Source organism: Pseudomonas sp. UYEF17 (assembly GCF_040546125.1).
GTDB classification, from domain to species: Bacteria; Pseudomonadota; Gammaproteobacteria; order Pseudomonadales; family Pseudomonadaceae; genus Aquipseudomonas; species Aquipseudomonas putida_Z.
Genome location: NZ_JBEPNE010000020.1, coordinates 1 through 14,893 on the forward strand (window position 1 = coordinate 1; position 14,893 = coordinate 14,893).

Here is a 14,893-nt window from a genome sequence, read left to right on the forward strand (position 1 = left end):
CTTGACGGGCATCCATGCCCGTCACCTCCCTCCGCAGTCCCTTCGCTCGGCCTCCTGAAGTCGCAATCGGCGGCGCCTGAACTATCGCGCGCTTAAAAGCAAAAGCAAAAGCAAAAGCAACGGCAACGGCAACGGCAACGGCAACGGCAACGTTGCAATTATTGGGCGAACGCACGCCCCAGACCACCCGGCACACCGCTGCTGTCAGTCTCCTGCCACGGCCCATCCGGGCTCAGCGACCAGCTCCAGCCGTTGTCGAAGCGGTAGTAGGTCCGCTGGCGGTAGAAGGTATTGGGTTTCTTCTCCAGCACATACACACCCAGCTTCGGGTCCCAATGGCTCGCCCCGCCAGGTGGCGGCGCGAAGCTGGCCGAGGTGCGTGGCATCGGCTTGGGCGTGGCCGCAGGCTTGCTCGGCGCGGGGGCCGGTTGCCTGTCCGGCAAGGGCTTTACCGCCGGCCCCGGCGGCGGCAGGCGCTCGATCGGTGGTTCGGGCTGCTCGTACGGCTCATGCACCGTACACGCAGACAAACCCAGGGCCAGGGTGATCAGGGTCAGGCGGACGATGCTGTGCATGGCATTGCTCTCTTACGGGTCGGGGCTGTCGATGGTCAGGTGCTGGATGGCCTGGGTGGCGCTGGGCAGTGGCGTGCCCTGGCCAATCCACTCGCCATGGGTTGGCTGGCCAGCGCGTGATACACGTGCAACGAGTTGGACTTCGGCAAAGTCCGACAGTTTCATCTGCGGCATCATGGCGTCAGCATCGGACAACTCCACCTCGATCGGCAACTGCGCCACGGTCACCCGCTTGGCTGCCAGCGGCATCGGTGGGCCATTGCTGGCACGGGCGAAGATGAACACCGTGTCGTCCGGCTTGACCTTGTCCTTCAACGCCGCCGCCAGTTCCACGCGCACCTTCAAGCGAGCCGCCACGGGCGCCATAGCCTGCCCCGGCGAACCACCCAGGCGCTCCGCGGCGCGGTCGATACCGCCCTGCAGCGCCGCACGCGAGGTATCACCTTCCGGCAGCTGCGCCAGCAGGCGCTTCCAGTAATCGATAGCTTCCTGGTAACGCTCGCCCTCGAAGGCAGCGATACCACGCAGGCCCAGGCTGGTCACTTCGTTGGGGTCGGCTTTCAGCGCCTCGTCAGTCAGCGCCTGCAGCTGCGGGCTCCATTTCTTGTCGGCGGCGAAGTACAGCGCCTGGGCCCACTGCCCGAGCAATTCGGGCTGGCGACCGGCCAGGGCCACGGCGCGCTCGAAGGTACGCGCGGCGTCGCTGGGGCGCTGCTCGGCCATGTAGGCTCGGCCCAGGAAGTACACGGCCTCGGCCGAATCCGGCTGGGCCTGCACCACCCGCTCCAGGCGGGCAGTCATTTCTTCCATCGACTTGGGCGCTTCGGCAAACTCCTGGGTCAACTCCACCTTGTCGGCCGCGCCGAAATGCAGGTACAGCCCCAATGCCAGCAGCGGCACCAGCAGCGCCGCCAGCAACGGCAGGGCCTTGCCCAGGTGCCCCTGGCGCGGGGCCTCGGCACCTTCGGTATCCGCCAGCAGCTCACGGGCGGCCTCGTCACGGCCCTTGGCCATCTGCGCCTCGTCGAGCACGCCAGCGGCCTGCTGGGCAGCCAGTTCGGCGACGCGCTCCTGGTACAGGGCCACGTTCAGGGCGGTGCGGTCTTCTTCCTGCTGGCGGCCACGGCCACGCAGGATCGGGATCAGCAGGAAGCTGAGGGCAGCGAGCAGCAGCAGGCCCGCGCTAAGCCAGAATTCAATCATGGGTCTGTTCTTTTTCCAGCAATTTGGCGAGACGCTCGTGTTCTTCGGCGGACAACTCATTGGCGCCCTGCACGGCCGCACCGCGGCGCCGGCGCACGATCAGCGCCAGCACCACGAAACCACCGGCCAGCAAAATCCCCGGGCCAAACCACAGCAGCCAGGTACGCCCGCTGAGCGCCGGCTTGTAGCGCACGAAGTCGCCATAGCGGTCGACCATGAAGTCGACGATCTGCTGGTTGCTCTTGCCCTCGCCGAGCATGCGGAAGATTTCCCGACGCAGGTCGGCGGCAATCGGCGCGTTGGAGTCGGCGATGTCCTGGTTCTGGCACTTGGGGCAACGCAGCTCCTTGGTCAGCTGCTGGTAGCGCTCACGCTCGGCATCGTCGCGGAACTGGTAGGTGTCGATGGCCGCCTTGGCCACGCCTGCCAGGCTCAACCCCATGAAGAGCCCCAGCACGGCAGCTGCCAGCCCCCGCTTCATGGCTTGGCCTCGTCGACCAGGCCCTGGTACAGCGGCGCCAGCTGCTCACGCCAGACCGTGGCATCGACCACGCCCACGTGCTTGTAGCGGATGATGCCCTTGGCATCGATCAGGAAGGTTTCCGGCGCGCCGTACACGCCCAGGTCCAGGCCCAGGCTGCCCTGCTCGTCACGAATGTCCAGCTGGTACGGGTTGTGGAACTCGGCCAGCCACTTCAGGGCCGCCGCATTGTCGTCCTTGTAGTTGACGCCATGGATCACCACGCCCTGGTGGGCCAGCTGGTTCAGGTAGGGGTGCTCGACCTTGCACGACGGGCACCATGTGGCCCACACGTTGACCAGTGCCGGGCGGCCCCGCAAGTCGGCCTCGGTCAGGGTACGGTCGCCCTGGGTCGAGGCCAGGGAAAACGCCGGGAACGGCTTGCCGATCATTGCCGAGGGCAGCTCGTCGGGCTTGAGGAACAGCCCTTTGTAGAGGAACACCGCCACCAGCAGGAATACCGCCAGGGGGACTACCATGATCCAACGCTTCATGCAGCTGCTCCAGACACGCCCAGGGCATCACGCACCCGGGTCTTGACCTTGACGCGATAGCGCCGGTCGAGGGCCGCCAGCAACCCGCCCAGGCCGGTCAGCAGACCGCCCAGCCAGATCCAGCGGACGTAAGGCTTGATATGCACGCGTACCGCCCAGGCACCGTTCTCCAGCGGCTCGCCAAGGGCGACGTACAGATCACGGGTGAAGCCGGCGTCGATGCCGGCTTCGGTCATCATCGACTGCTGCACGGTGTACAGGCGTTTCTCCGGGTGCAGGGTGGTCACTTCACGGCCGTCGCGGCTGACCACCACGGTGCCCTTGTCGGAGATGAAATTCGGCCCTTCGAAATGCCGGGCACCTTGGAACAGGAAGTGGTAACCGCCCAGTTCCACGCTCTCGCCCGGCGCCATGCGCAGGTCGCGTTCGGCGCTGTTGTTGCTCGACAGCACCACACCCAGCGCGCACACCGCCAGGCCCAGGTGCGCCAGCTGCATGCCCCAGTAGCTGCGCCCCAGCCCGGGCAGGCCCTTGAGCAGGCCTTTGTGGCGGGTCTTGTCGAGAATGTCGCGCAGCCCGCCAAGCACCACCCAGGCGGCCAGGGCAAAGGCGGTCAGGGTCGGCCAGTCGAAGTCGTCGACGATAAAGCCCGCCACCGGCGCGAGGATGGCGCTGCCGAGCAGCACCGGGGTCATCATGCTGGCCAGCCATTTGCCGGGGGTGTCTTTCCAGCGCACCACCACGCCCACGCCCAGCACCACCATCAGCAGTGCCATCAGCGGCAGGAACAAGGCGTCGAAATACGGTGGGCCGACCGACAGCTTGGCCCCGGTCAGCGCATCGAGCACCAGCGGGTACAGGGTACCGAGCAGAATCATCGAGGCCGCCACTACCAGCACCAGGTTGTTGGCCAGCAGCAGCGTCTCGCGCGACCACAGGGCAAAGCCGACCTGGCTCTTGACCACCGGTGCGCGCAGGGCGAACAGGGTGAGTGAACCACCGACCACGAACAGCAGGAAGATCAGGATGAAAATGCCCCGCGACGGGTCGGCGGCAAACGCGTGCACCGAGGTCAGCACACCGGAGCGCACCAGGAAGGTACCCAGCAGGCTCAGCGAGAACGCGGCAATCGCCAGCAGCACGGTCCAGCTCTTGAATACCCCGCGCTTCTCGGTCACCGCCAGCGAGTGGATCAGCGCCGTACCTACCAGCCAGGGCATGAACGAGGCGTTTTCCACCGGGTCCCAGAACCACCAGCCACCCCAGCCCAGCTCATAGTAGGCCCACCACGAGCCCAGGGTAATGCCAACCCCGAGGAAGGCCCAGGCAACGATGGTCCAGGGCCGCGACCAGCGCGCCCAGGCGGCGTCCAGGCGGCCACCGAGCAAGGCGGCGATGGCGAAGGCGAAGGCCACCGAGAACCCGACGTAGCCCATGTACAGCATCGGCGGGTGGACGATCAGGCCAAAGTCCTGCAACAGCGGGTTGAGGTCGCGGCCATCGGTCGGCACCTGCGGCAGCAGGCGCTGGAACGGGTTGGAGGTAATGATCAGGAAGCTCAGGAAGCCCACGCTGATCATGCCCATTACCGCCAGCACGCGGGCCAGCATCACCTGCGGCAACTGCCGCGAGAACACCGATACGGCAAAGGTCCAGCCGCCGAGGATCAGCGCCCACAGCAGCAGCGAACCTTCGTGGGCGCCCCACACGGCACTGAACTTGTAGTACCAGGGCAAGGCGCTGTTGGAGTTGCTGGCCACATAGGCGACCGAGAAATTGTCGGTCATGAAGGCATGGGTCAGGCAGGCGAAGGCAAAGGCCAGGAAGGCGAACTGGCCCCAGGCCGCCGGCCGCGCCAGGCTCATCCACAGGCTGTCGCCACGCCAGGCGCCCAGCAGCGGCACGCTGGCCTGCACGGCGGCAAAGCAGATGGCCAGGATCATCGCCAGCTGGCCGAGTTCGGGGATCACCAGCGCCGCGTTCATGGCTTGGCCTCCCCGCCGGTGGCGGCCTGGCCGCTTTCCTTCAGGGCCTTGGTGACCTCGGGCGGCATGTACTTCTCGTCGTGCTTGGCCAGTACTTCATCGGCCACCACCACGCCATCGGCGTTGAGCTTGCCGAGGGCGACGATGCCCTGCCCTTCGCGGAACAGGTCGGGGAGGATGCCACGGTAGGTGATCGGCACCGACTTGTTGAAGTCGGTGACCACAAAGCGCACGTCCAGCGAATCGGACGAACGCTGCACCGAACCTTTCTCGACCATGCCGCCGGCGCGGATGCGGGTGTCCAGCGGCGCTTCGCCGTTGGCGATCTGGGTCGGGGTGTAGAACAGGTTGATGTTCTGCTGCAATGCGCTCAAGGCAAAGCCGACGGCAACCCCGACGCCGACCAGCAGGCCGACGATGAGCAACAGGCGTTTCTTGCGCTGCGGATTCACTGGTTGTTCTCCCGGCGCAAACGGCGCGCCTCATCTTGCAGGTAGCGACGGCGGGCCAGCACGGGCGCGGCGACATTCAGCGCCAGCACTGCCAGGCAGATGCCATAGGCCGTCCACACGTACAGGCCATGGTGGCCCATGGCGAGAAAGTCACCGAAGGTGGCGAAACTCATTGTGCGGCCCTCCGCCCCAGGCTGTTCAATACTTCGTCCTTGACCCAACTGGCGCGCGCTTCGCGCTTGAGCACTTCAAGGCGCATGCGCAGCAACAGCACCGCGCCAAAGAAGCAGTAGAAGCCCAGCGCCGTGCACAGCAGCGGCAACCACATTTCTGCGGGCATCGCCGGCTTTTCGGTGAGGGTGAAAGTGGCGCCCTGGTGCAGGGTGTTCCACCACTCCACCGAGTACTTGATGATCGGGATGTTCACCACGCCGACGATCGCCAGTACCGCACAGGCCTTGGCTGCACTGTCACGATTACTGATTGCCTGGCCCAGCGCAATAATGCCGAAGTACAGGAACAGCAGGATGAGCATGGACGTCAGCCGGGCATCCCAGACCCACCAGCTTCCCCAGGTGGGCTTGCCCCAGATGGCCCCGGTGACCAGCGCCACGGCGGTCATCCAGGCACCGATGGGGGCGGCGCATTGCAAGGCGACGTCGGCCAGTTTCATCTTCCATACCAGCCCCACCACCCCGGCCACTGCCAGCAGCACGTAGCAGGACTGCGCCAGCATCGCCGCCGGCACGTGGATGTAGATGATGCGGAAGCTGTTGCCTTGCTGGTAGTCCTGGGGGGCGAAGGCCAGGCCCCAGGTGATGCCGACCAGCAGCAGGAGCACGGCAGCGCCGGCAAGCCACGGCAGCATGCGGCCGCTGATGGCATAGAACCATTTGGGGGAGCCCAGCTTGTGGAACCACGTCCAGCTTATTTTCATCAGGGTACATCCAGGGTATTGGCCGGGCTTGAAAGCCCGGGACTCGTTATTCGCCGACGCTGATCTTCAGGCCGGCCGCTATCGCAAAGGGTGCCAGGGTCACGGCCAGGGCCGTCAGGCTGGCGAGCCAGAGCAGGTGGCCGGTTGCCGGCATATTCTGCAACGCCGCTTGCAACGCACCACTGCCCAGGATCAATACAGGGATATACAACGGCAGAATCAGCAATGCCAGCAGCAAACCGCCGCGTTTCAGACCGACTGTCAGCGCCGCGCCCACCGCCCCCAGCAGGCTCAGCACCGGCGTGCCCAGCAGCAGGGAACCGAGCAGCACCGGCAGGCAATGGCTCGGCAGCCCCAGCATCAGTGCCAGCAGCGGCGCCAACAATACCAGCGCCAGCCCGGAAAAGATCCAATGCGCCAGCACCTTGGCCAGCACCAGCAGCGCCAACGGGTGCGGCGACAGCACCCACTGTTCCAGCGAGCCGTCCTCGAAATCGCTGCGGAACAGGCCGTCCAGCGACAACAGCACCGCCAGCAGTGCCGCCACCCAGACCAGGCCTGGCGACAAGGTTTGCAACAATTGGCTTTCCGGGCCGACTGCCAGCGGGAACAGCGCAACCACGATGGCGAAGAATACCAACGGGTTGGCCAGCTCGGTCGGGCGGCGGAACAGCAAGCGCGCTTCGCGGCGCAACAACAGGATGAATACGCTCATGCCGCCCATTGCCCCAGGTTCAGTTCACGGTAACCGGAGGGCTTGCGTTCCAGCGTGTGGTGGGTGGTCAGCACTACCGTGCCGCCTTGCTCGCAGTGGGCCGCCAGGTGCGCCTCGAGCTGCGCCACGCCCTGCTTGTCGAGGGCGGTGAAGGGTTCGTCGAGGATCCACAGCGGCGGGCTGGCCAGGTACAGCCGGGCCAGGGCCACGCGGCGCTGCTGGCCAGCAGACAGGGTGTGGCAGGGCACGTCTTCGAAACCACGCAGGCCGACGGCCGCCAGTGCCGCCCAGATCGCCTCGCGGCTGGCCGGCTGGTGCAGGGCGCACAACCAGTTGAGGTTCTCCTCGGCGGTGAGCAGGTCCTTGATGCCGGCGGCATGGCCGATCCACAACAGGATGCTGGCCAGGGCGTGGCGCTGCTCGGCCAGTGGCTTGCCGCCCAGCAGGATCTGCCCGGCCGTCGGCTGCATCAGGCCGGCCAGCAGGCGCAGCAGGCTGGTCTTGCCGCTGCCGTTGGGGCCGCTGATCTGCAGCATGTCGCCGGGCCGCAGCTCGAAAGCGAGGTGCTCGAACAGCAGGCGCCAGTCGCGCTCGCAGGCCAGGCCCGCGGCTTGGAGGTGAAGGGTCACGGTTTCGCCTTATCTTTGTAGGGTTCCGGAGCGGTGTCGCCTGCTTCGCGGGCACGCCCGCTCCCACAAGGTTTCACGCAAGGCTTGAAAGCTGCGCAAGGCCCTGTGGGAGCGGGCATGCCCGCGAAGCAGGCGACACGGCCCTGAAGCCCTGTATCTCAAGTCGCCCCCCTCGCTGCCGTTAACTGGCAACGACGGACGGCCGGCATTATTACACGCGCCGCCGCGCTGCCAAGAGGGCGGGTTCGACAGGTTGTATACAATCATGACTGAAATCAATAGTCTCGGCGCACAAACCCTCGCGGCGAGCATGCCCGGTGTACTGTCTCCCGGCCAATAAATACATACCTCCAGATCTGTCGCCCCGGGCTCGACCATGCCAACTCCTTCACATGGCAGGTCCAAGACATGACAACTCATTTGCACCCATCAGCGGCCCAACACACGCGCAAATACCTCACCCTGATTCCTCGCCCAGATCGAGTCGCCGCCGAAAAAATAAGGCAGTGGTACCAGACTCAGGAAACCGATCTCGATCCCGACACCACATTGGCAGTTACCTTGCACTACAAGCCCAACCCCGAGGGGGGCTGGCTAGCCCAGGTGGTTGAGCAAATTCCGCTCAGTCAGGCCCTGTTGTCCAAATGGCAAGATCAATCCAATAGCGTGGAGAACATTTCACTTGCCCCCCTTCTCCGTCCCACGGCCCTAGTCGCCCTCGACCTCATAGGCCTTTTCAAGGAATGGAGCCTTACGCAGGAAAGCTGGTCTCAGGCCTTTTCCGATGGTCACGTGCATATCGTCGATCGACTCCCCCAAGGCGGCCTCTTTGGCGAGATCGAAGACCATTTGGTGTATCAAGGGCTCTTCCGCAAGACCGAGCCCATGCAATACAACCGCCAGACGCAGATCATCACCGACACGCAAGCGTTTCAACAATTCATCTGGAATTTGAACTTTCATGACGAGTTCATCGCCCAATTGAACGACTATTGGCTGCACCAATTTGACGATTTCGCCATGCTGGCACGCGTAAACTTCATCGCCGCCTGCAACAAGCAGGTCGAGGAAGGTAGCCTGAGCCAAGCGGGGTGCGAGCTGGCCTGGCGCTCGGCCGGTATCGCCAACGACGATGACTCGCAAACCGCGCATGACGGCCAGGTTGAGGCACGCATGCTCAACTTCTATGGCTATGTCGCTACGGATATTCCTTGCCTCACTGATCGGGCCTCAGGCCTGACCCTGCTCTATATACCTGGCAACTCTTCGCCAGTGCATGAGTTTGCCAACCAGGGCGCAATGAAAATCTGGTTGGTAGAGCAGTGCAAGGATGCCGAAAAGTGCAAGGCGTTGATGGCGCATTTCCGTCTCGAAGACCTACAAAGCGGGCTTAGCTACTCGGGGTTGCAAGCCACGCTCGAAGGGTTGGGCAATTACCAGGGCACGCGCTACCTGTACATTGACAATCTGATCGTTCCAGCGCGCGGCTGGTCCCCCCAATACATCAACTACAAGGTCGAGACCTACAGCCCGGTGATAGCGGGCAGCCTGTTCGACCATATCGCCTTGCGGCACAAACAGCGCAGCTACGAAGATGCACAGTTTTTGATCACCAGCAACAGCGACCTCATCAAGGCCAAATGGCGAGGTTATCTCAACCTTACGCTGACTCTGCTCGCGCCCCTGTCGCTTCTGGTGCCCGGGCTGGGATGGCTGGTTGCTGTTGGTGGCATCGCGCAGTTCGGCGTTGGGCTTGATGAAGTGATCAACGGCAGGAACCTGCAAGAGAAACTGGATGGCGTCACCAACATTGCATTCGGTGCACTGTGTGCCGCGCCGCTGCTCGGAGAGCTGAGAGCCGGCAGCCAACAACTGTTCCGGGCACAATACGACGGTTTTGTTGCCCCTCGCAGGATAAATGGCCAGATCGGCTACCCGCTCAGCCCAACCCGGCCACCAAGACCCCGCTGGGGTGGTAGAAACTTTCAGGCGTACTTCGAGCAGCCGGTGCCGGTCGAACCGCTCCCCCCTCATGCAGGCGAAACAGTAATCCGCCGGCAAACCACCCATGCGGGCATGGACACGCTGATAGATGTGCATAATCCGGAAACGGACTTTGTCTACGACCTGAATGCCGACGCGTTTGTCAGGTCAAGCGATGTGGGTGAAGCTGCACCCACCCGCTTCATCGCCGAGAACGCTAGGTTGCGCACATACCAACCGGCATTCAACGGCCCTCGCAACGTTAGCAACGCCATGCGCGAAAGCACGCTGCGCAGTCTCGGTATAGAACTCCCGCTCCCCGTCGAAGTGCCGAGGGTCACCCACGTAAATCAGCTGCCTATCCCCAAGAGAGTGATCCATCTATGGCCCAGCGGTGATCCCATCTCGCCGGCGTCGCTCGCGCATGTCAGCCGCAATTCCAGGCTGCTCAACGAGAGCGGCTTTGCTCATGTTCTTTACCTGTCCAACGCAAACTATGACGCCTTCGTCATGAATAGCCGCGCCTTGGCCCGCGTCGCTCCCGACCTGCAGGTATTGCCCCTCGAACACCAAGGTTTCTACCGCGAAATGGGGTACTCCAAGCGCTATTACGATGCCGCCATGGAGGGACCGGAGCGCGGGTCCTCACACATAACCGCAGCCAATGACATATTGAAATACCATGCGCTCTATCACGAAGGCGGCTTGTACATGGATATCAACAATGACCTGCTGGCACCGTCTGATCATCCTGCGGCGGCAGGTATCGTCAATGCCCACGCACCCAGCGACTGGATCGGCAATGTGCCGTTGGAGGCATCGCCCGAGGGCCTATTGCTCGAGCAGCCGAGCTCCAACCCATTCAGAGGCGCGCATCAGCAATACAATACCAGCGTAATTGGCAGCCATCCCCGCAACCCGTCCTTGCGCAGGGTCATAGACGAAATGGAACGTCGGCTGGACACCCGCCCAGGGTTCTTCAGCCAGAAACAGAACTGGCCGGCCCAAGGAGCCAGGGGCGCCAAGTACGCCACCTATGCCAAGGCGCTGAGTAACTTGACCGGTATTGAAATGTTCAATCACGTCGTTGACCGGGCCTTACCTGCTTATCGGCAAATGAAACAGATATACAAGCTGCTCAGCTGCCCGCTGCTGGAGACACCTACGCTGCTGGGCGCGGACCTGAGGCCAGTGTCTGATGAAGAGCTGCAAGCCAGCCTCCAGTCACTGTTCCGCGTGAACCGAGTTGTGCGAGTGAACAACGGGTTCGCCTGGAGGAACCTGAATCACTGAGACAACGCTGGACGTGTGCCGGCCTGGGGCTCATAGCTCCAGGCCGGCACGCTTTCCGGGCTCCCGCCTCAAGTCGCTGTCAGCGCTGCCGTTATACTGGCAACAACGGGCGGACTGCATGACGAGACGCAGCGCCACGCTGCGAACCAGGCGAGCTCGAAAGGTTGTAGACCCTACATGAGTGAAATCAACAGTCTCGGCGCACAAACCGCGATCAGCCCCCAGGCCATCAAGGCGGGCATGACCGGCGAACTGCTGCGCCTGACGCAACCGCAGCCCGGCTTGATGGCCCCCGGCGAGACCGCGCAGGCCGAGGTCATGTCGTTGCGCCAGGTGGGCCAGGACTTTCAGCTGGTGCTGCGGCTGATGCAGGCCAACGGCACCCAGACCCAGCTGCAAGCCAGCGCCAGCCAGCCCCTGCCCCAGGGTAGCCAGGTCACGGTCAGCCAGACCGAAAGCAACCGCCTGGCGATCATGCTGCAGCAGGCCAGCGCCAGCCAGGTCGCCACCCTCACTCAGCTGGACACCAGCAAGGTGCCGGTCGGCACCCTGCTGCAGGGCAAGGTCCTGACCAACCAGGCGCTGGCCCAGGCGCCCGGCCAGCCCGCCGTCTACCGGGCGCTGGTCAGCCTGCTGAACAGTGCCCAGGCCGGCGCAACCCTGAGCGTGGACAGCCCTCGACCGCTGGCCGTCGGTAGCCTGCTCAGCGCGCTGGTGCAGGGCGACCAGTCGCTGCGTTTCGTACCGCTCAGCGGCCGCCAGGACCAGCTCAGCATTGCCCAACAGCTGCTGACCCAGCAAAACCGCCAGGCTTCGCTGCCCGGCCTGCTCAATGCCCTGCAACAGGTGGCCCGCGACCCGGGCGCCGATGGCGAACTGCGAGCCAGCGCCGAACGCCTGCTGGCGGGCCTGCCGGAAGCCCGGCAACTGGGTGATGCCAAGGCAGTGGCCCAAGCCCTGAACAACAGCGGTACCTTTCTCGAAGCCAAACTGCTGGGCGGCCTCCCGGCCAGCGTCGCCACCGACCTCAAGGCGCACTTGCTGCGGCTGATCTCCGTCGCGCCGGCCAGCATACCCGGGGCGCCCAACCTGGCGCCCGCCAGCCTGGCCGTAACCATGCCGACCCTGGCCCGCAGCGCGCTGGGCATGCTCGAACGGGTCAGCCCCAAGCCGCAGCCGGGCGCATTCCCGCTGCCGTCGCGCCTGCTCAAGGCCATGGAAGACGAAGGCGACCTGCAACAACTGCTGCGCCTGGCCGCCGCTGCCGTGTCGCGCCTGCAAAGCCACGCCATGAGCAGCCTGCAACAAACCGGTACCCTGGAAAACGGCAACCTGCAGACCACCTGGCAAACCGAAGTGCCGATCCGTCACGGCCAGGAGTTCATCCCGTTGCAGGTCAAGCTGCAACGCGAGGAAACGCCACAACAGCAAGCCGACCGCCAGCAGGAATCAGCCGACCCGCTGCAAGCCCTGTGGCGTATCGAGCTGGCTTTCGACCTCTCGCCCCTTGGCCCGGTGCAGGTCCAGGCACAACTGAGCCAAGGCCGCCTGGGTGGCCAGCTTTGGGCGGAACGCGAGGCGACAGCCCGGCTGATCGACAGCCAGCTCGGCAGCTTGCGCGAACGCCTGTTGGCGCGGGGCCTGGATGTGGGTGATCTGGAATGCCATCCTGGTATCCCGCCACAAGGCCCGCGTACGCGGGTTGAACAACGCTGGGTGGATGAGAACGCATGACGCACCAACCTGCACGGCAGGCGATTGCCCTGTTCTACGACGGGCAGCAAGCCCCTACCCTCACCGCCAAGGGCGACGATGCGCTGGCCGAGGCCATCCTGGCATTGGCCCGCGAGCACGAGGTGCCGATCTACGAAAATGCCGAGCTGGTGCGCCTGCTGGCGCGCCTGGAGCTGGGGGACCAGATACCGGAGGCGCTGTACCTGACCATTGCCGAAATCATCGCCTTTGCCTGGCACCTGCGGGGCAAAGTGCCTGCGGGCTTCGATGACGAACCTGCCGCCCCAGGGCCTACCCCACCGCTGCTCGGAAGGCTGCCCGGAGGCGAAGGCGCCTGACCGCCATGGTATCCATGCAAATTGCCTTTTTGCGCCATATTGGTAACGTGCCGTTCAAGGTCAGGCGCTTGGCGATGTAAGGAATACTGTAATGCGTACCATCTGGTTCTTGCTGCTCCCGGGCACCCACATCCTTGATCTAGGCGGCCCGCTACAAATCATGGCGAGCCTCGAAGAACTCCAGCTGGCACCGGTCAACGTACGTTGCATAGCCGCCAGACAACAGGTCAGCAGTTTTCAGGGCGTGACACTGAGTGGCCTGCACCAGTTGCCTGAGCGGCTCGCACCGCAGGACTTGCTGTTCGTGGTGGGCAACAAGCTCTCTGCGACACCCGCCGAAACAGCGATATTGACCGCCACCGCCCTGTGGCTGGCGAAGGTGGTCAGGCAAACGCCGGATATAAAGCTGTGCTCCATATGCACCGGTGCGTTCCTGCTGGGCGAAGCTGGCTTGCTGGATGGCCGACAGTGCACCACGCACCATCGTTACGTCGATTTGCTTCGAATGCGCTACCCAGCAGCCAAGGTGCTGGAGAACCGCCTGTTCGTCGAGGACGATGGCGTGTTCACCTCGGCAGGCGTGTCCAGCGGAACTGACCTGGCACTGCACATCGTCAGCCTGGAATTTGGCAAGGTCGTGGCCAACCAGGTGGCGCAGGAGCTGGTCATCTACCGGCGCCGCGCTGGCGAAGATGTGCAGCTGCGCGCGGCAGACCTGGCGCGCAATCACATCCACCCGTTGGTGCATGCGGCCCAAGACTACATCGATGCACACCTGGGTACCCACTTCAGCTTCGAACAACTGGCCAGCCAGTTCAATGTCAGCTACCGGCACCTGGCGCGGCTGTTCCGCGACAATACCGGTCAAACGCTGCAGAGCTACCTGCGCACCCAACGCATCGACCTGGCCCGTGAGCTTTTGCGCAGCAGCCACCTCAACGTGGAACAGATTGCCGAACGTTGCGGCTACGGCAGCAGCCATGCCTTTCGCCTGGCATGGCGCCAGGAAATGCCGCAACCGCCCCTGCAGTTTCGCCATGCTCTCGCCCACGAGCGCGCCTAGATTTCGACTGCTACCGCTCGCTTATCGCAGTCGGGGCGAAGCTTTCGGTGAAGAACTCCACCACGGCCTGGCGCGAAGCGTCGCGCGCCGCCGGGTCAGGTGCCGAACGCCCCACGCCGCCCTGACCACGGTGCAGGAACGGGTCCTGATACTCCTGGGCGGCCTCCAGCCCGTTGAAACCGTGCTCTGCGCCGGGGTAAACCAGCACCTGCGCACGCGCCTGGTCTTCGCTGGGCAGGTTTGAAATCAGCGACGGGCAGGCACGCGGGTCATCGTCGTACTGGTCGTTTTCGCCTACCAGCACCAGCAAGCGAGCCGGGGCCAGATGCTTGAAGGTATAACCTGGCACATGGTTGTAACCCCAGCACACGGGGTAAAACGCTGCCATCGAGATGGGGCGAATACCTGAGGCTTGCTCCAGCTCGTCGTTGATGGGCGCAGAGGCGGCGAGCATGGCCTGTACGCCCCCCCAGGAAAACCCGAGCACTCCCACGCGCTGGCCGTCGACGCCAGGCTGCTTGGCCAGGTAAGCCAGGGCGCCTGCCAGGTCCGGCAGGGTATCGTGCACGCGTGGCGGCCGCCCTTGTGCACCGCCAGTGAGCCTGCGCGCGCCCCACATGTCCAACTCCAGCGTTGCGATGCCGCGGGCATTGAGGTCACCGCCATGCAAGGGACCACGCGAATCCATACCCGCCGAGCCATGCAGGATGATCACAGCCGGTACCGGGCCCGCGGCCTTGGCCGGCAACGACAACACCGCCGGAACCCGAATCGGTATCGCCTTGCCGGCGGATGGCAGTGGCTGACTATAGAAAGAGACGAGCCGTTTGCTGACTGTGGCAACGGTGCCGCTATTGGTGGCAGCGACCTCAGCCCGAGCCGTTGCGACCTGAAGGGCACAGCCCAGCACCAAGCTGATGGCCATTACTTTGAACATCTGGTTACCCCTGAACGTCATGAGCGGGTGTTGAA

At 64.1% G+C, this 14,893-nt stretch carries 15 protein-coding genes; 4 read left to right on the top strand and 11 right to left on the bottom strand.

What is annotated here, in order from left to right:
- Positions 1-158: 158 nt before the first annotated feature.
- Genes ABIB24_RS22730 through ccmA form a run of 10 tightly spaced genes read right to left on the bottom strand, consistent with a single transcriptional unit; the run spans position 159 to position 7,510 of the window.
- Positions 159-575: a hypothetical protein gene (locus ABIB24_RS22730; protein ID WP_025340051.1), complete on the bottom strand. Its 417-nt coding sequence runs from the start codon at positions 573-575 to the stop codon at positions 159-161.
- Between the two features lie 12 nt (positions 576-587).
- A complete protein-coding gene (ccmI, locus tag ABIB24_RS22735; protein WP_137164512.1) occupies positions 588-1,778 on the bottom strand; it encodes a c-type cytochrome biogenesis protein CcmI in 1,191 nt (396 codons plus the stop codon).
- Positions 1,771-2,259, bottom strand: coding sequence for a cytochrome c-type biogenesis protein (locus tag ABIB24_RS22740; RefSeq protein ID WP_137164513.1), 489 nt, complete (start codon positions 2,257-2,259; stop codon positions 1,771-1,773). The genes ccmI and ABIB24_RS22740 overlap by 8 nt, the downstream gene beginning before the upstream one ends.
- Positions 2,256-2,792, bottom strand: a complete 537-nt coding sequence (locus ABIB24_RS22745; RefSeq protein WP_274078396.1) for a DsbE family thiol:disulfide interchange protein — start codon at positions 2,790-2,792, stop codon at positions 2,256-2,258. Before ABIB24_RS22745 ends, ABIB24_RS22740 begins: the two co-directional genes overlap by 4 nt.
- The gene (locus ABIB24_RS22750) at positions 2,789-4,762 is read right to left on the bottom strand and encodes a heme lyase CcmF/NrfE family subunit (RefSeq protein ID WP_015271186.1); all 1,974 of its coding nucleotides are present in this window, start codon (positions 4,760-4,762) and stop codon (positions 2,789-2,791) included. The genes ABIB24_RS22745 and ABIB24_RS22750 overlap by 4 nt, the downstream gene beginning before the upstream one ends.
- Positions 4,763-4,773: 11 nt before the next feature.
- On the bottom strand, positions 4,774-5,229 hold the full coding sequence (gene ccmE, locus ABIB24_RS22755; protein WP_019096399.1) for a cytochrome c maturation protein CcmE: 456 nt from the start codon (positions 5,227-5,229) through the stop codon (positions 4,774-4,776).
- Positions 5,226-5,402 carry a heme exporter protein CcmD gene (gene ccmD, locus ABIB24_RS22760; protein WP_013973562.1) on the bottom strand — a complete coding sequence of 59 codons (177 nt, stop codon included), beginning with the start codon at positions 5,400-5,402 and terminating at the stop codon, positions 5,226-5,228. Before ccmD ends, ccmE begins: the two co-directional genes overlap by 4 nt.
- Positions 5,399-6,166 carry a heme ABC transporter permease gene (locus tag ABIB24_RS22765; protein ID WP_012273476.1) on the bottom strand — a complete coding sequence of 256 codons (768 nt, stop codon included), beginning with the start codon at positions 6,164-6,166 and terminating at the stop codon, positions 5,399-5,401. Before ABIB24_RS22765 ends, ccmD begins: the two co-directional genes overlap by 4 nt.
- A gap of 46 nt (positions 6,167-6,212) precedes the next feature.
- Positions 6,213-6,890, bottom strand: a complete 678-nt coding sequence (ccmB, locus tag ABIB24_RS22770; RefSeq protein WP_502945833.1) for a heme exporter protein CcmB — start codon at positions 6,888-6,890, stop codon at positions 6,213-6,215.
- A complete protein-coding gene (ccmA, locus tag ABIB24_RS22775) occupies positions 6,878-7,510 on the bottom strand; it encodes a cytochrome c biogenesis heme-transporting ATPase CcmA (RefSeq protein ID WP_137164514.1) in 633 nt (210 codons plus the stop codon). Before ccmA ends, ccmB begins: the two co-directional genes overlap by 13 nt.
- Before the next feature lie 408 nt (positions 7,511-7,918).
- Here ccmA and ABIB24_RS22780 point away from each other — a divergent pair, with 408 nt between their 5' ends.
- The 4 genes from ABIB24_RS22780 to ABIB24_RS22795 all read left to right on the top strand — a co-directional run bounded on the left by ABIB24_RS22780 (position 7,919) and on the right by ABIB24_RS22795 (position 13,921).
- On the top strand, positions 7,919-10,786 hold the full coding sequence (locus tag ABIB24_RS22780) for a dermonecrotic toxin domain-containing protein (RefSeq protein ID WP_286919661.1): 2,868 nt from the start codon (positions 7,919-7,921) through the stop codon (positions 10,784-10,786).
- Between the two features lie 177 nt (positions 10,787-10,963).
- The gene (gene fliK / locus ABIB24_RS22785; RefSeq protein WP_137164516.1) at positions 10,964-12,520 is read left to right on the top strand and encodes a flagellar hook-length control protein FliK; all 1,557 of its coding nucleotides are present in this window, start codon (positions 10,964-10,966) and stop codon (positions 12,518-12,520) included.
- A complete protein-coding gene (locus tag ABIB24_RS22790) occupies positions 12,517-12,858 on the top strand; it encodes an EscU/YscU/HrcU family type III secretion system export apparatus switch protein (protein ID WP_075045906.1) in 342 nt (113 codons plus the stop codon). Before fliK ends, ABIB24_RS22790 begins: the two co-directional genes overlap by 4 nt.
- A gap of 91 nt (positions 12,859-12,949) precedes the next feature.
- Positions 12,950-13,921 carry a GlxA family transcriptional regulator gene (locus ABIB24_RS22795; protein WP_023663289.1) on the top strand — a complete coding sequence of 324 codons (972 nt, stop codon included), beginning with the start codon at positions 12,950-12,952 and terminating at the stop codon, positions 13,919-13,921.
- Positions 13,922-13,931: 10 nt separating this feature from the next.
- On the opposite strand, the gene ABIB24_RS22800 is transcribed toward ABIB24_RS22795, so the two are convergent.
- A complete protein-coding gene (locus ABIB24_RS22800; protein WP_085691633.1) occupies positions 13,932-14,858 on the bottom strand; it encodes a dienelactone hydrolase family protein in 927 nt (308 codons plus the stop codon).
- Between the last annotated feature and the right edge of the window lie 35 nt (positions 14,859-14,893).

Bases quoted from the DNA above. Each gene is read 5' to 3' on its own strand.
- ABIB24_RS22730 (WP_025340051.1), bottom strand. From the start codon at position 575: ATGCACAGCATCGTCCGCCTGACCCTGATCACCCTGGCCCTGGGTTTG.
- ccmI (WP_137164512.1), bottom strand. From the start codon at position 1,778: ATGATTGAATTCTGGCTTAGCGCGGGCCTGCTGCTGCTCGCTGCCCTC.
- ABIB24_RS22740 (WP_137164513.1), bottom strand. From the start codon at position 2,259: ATGAAGCGGGGGCTGGCAGCTGCCGTGCTGGGGCTCTTCATGGGGTTG.
- ABIB24_RS22745 (WP_274078396.1), bottom strand. From the start codon at position 2,792: ATGAAGCGTTGGATCATGGTAGTCCCCCTGGCGGTATTCCTGCTGGTG.
- ccmD (WP_013973562.1), bottom strand. From the start codon at position 5,402: ATGAGTTTCGCCACCTTCGGTGACTTTCTCGCCATGGGCCACCATGGC.
- ABIB24_RS22765 (WP_012273476.1), bottom strand. From the start codon at position 6,166: ATGAAAATAAGCTGGACGTGGTTCCACAAGCTGGGCTCCCCCAAATGG.
- ccmB (WP_502945833.1), bottom strand. From the start codon at position 6,890: ATGGGCGGCATGAGCGTATTCATCCTGTTGTTGCGCCGCGAAGCGCGC.
- ABIB24_RS22780 (WP_286919661.1), top strand. From the start codon at position 7,919: ATGACAACTCATTTGCACCCATCAGCGGCCCAACACACGCGCAAATAC.
- fliK (WP_137164516.1), top strand. From the start codon at position 10,964: ATGAGTGAAATCAACAGTCTCGGCGCACAAACCGCGATCAGCCCCCAG.
- ABIB24_RS22790 (WP_075045906.1), top strand. From the start codon at position 12,517: ATGACGCACCAACCTGCACGGCAGGCGATTGCCCTGTTCTACGACGGG.
- ABIB24_RS22795 (WP_023663289.1), top strand. From the start codon at position 12,950: ATGCGTACCATCTGGTTCTTGCTGCTCCCGGGCACCCACATCCTTGAT.
- ABIB24_RS22800 (WP_085691633.1), bottom strand. From the start codon at position 14,858: ATGTTCAAAGTAATGGCCATCAGCTTGGTGCTGGGCTGTGCCCTTCAG.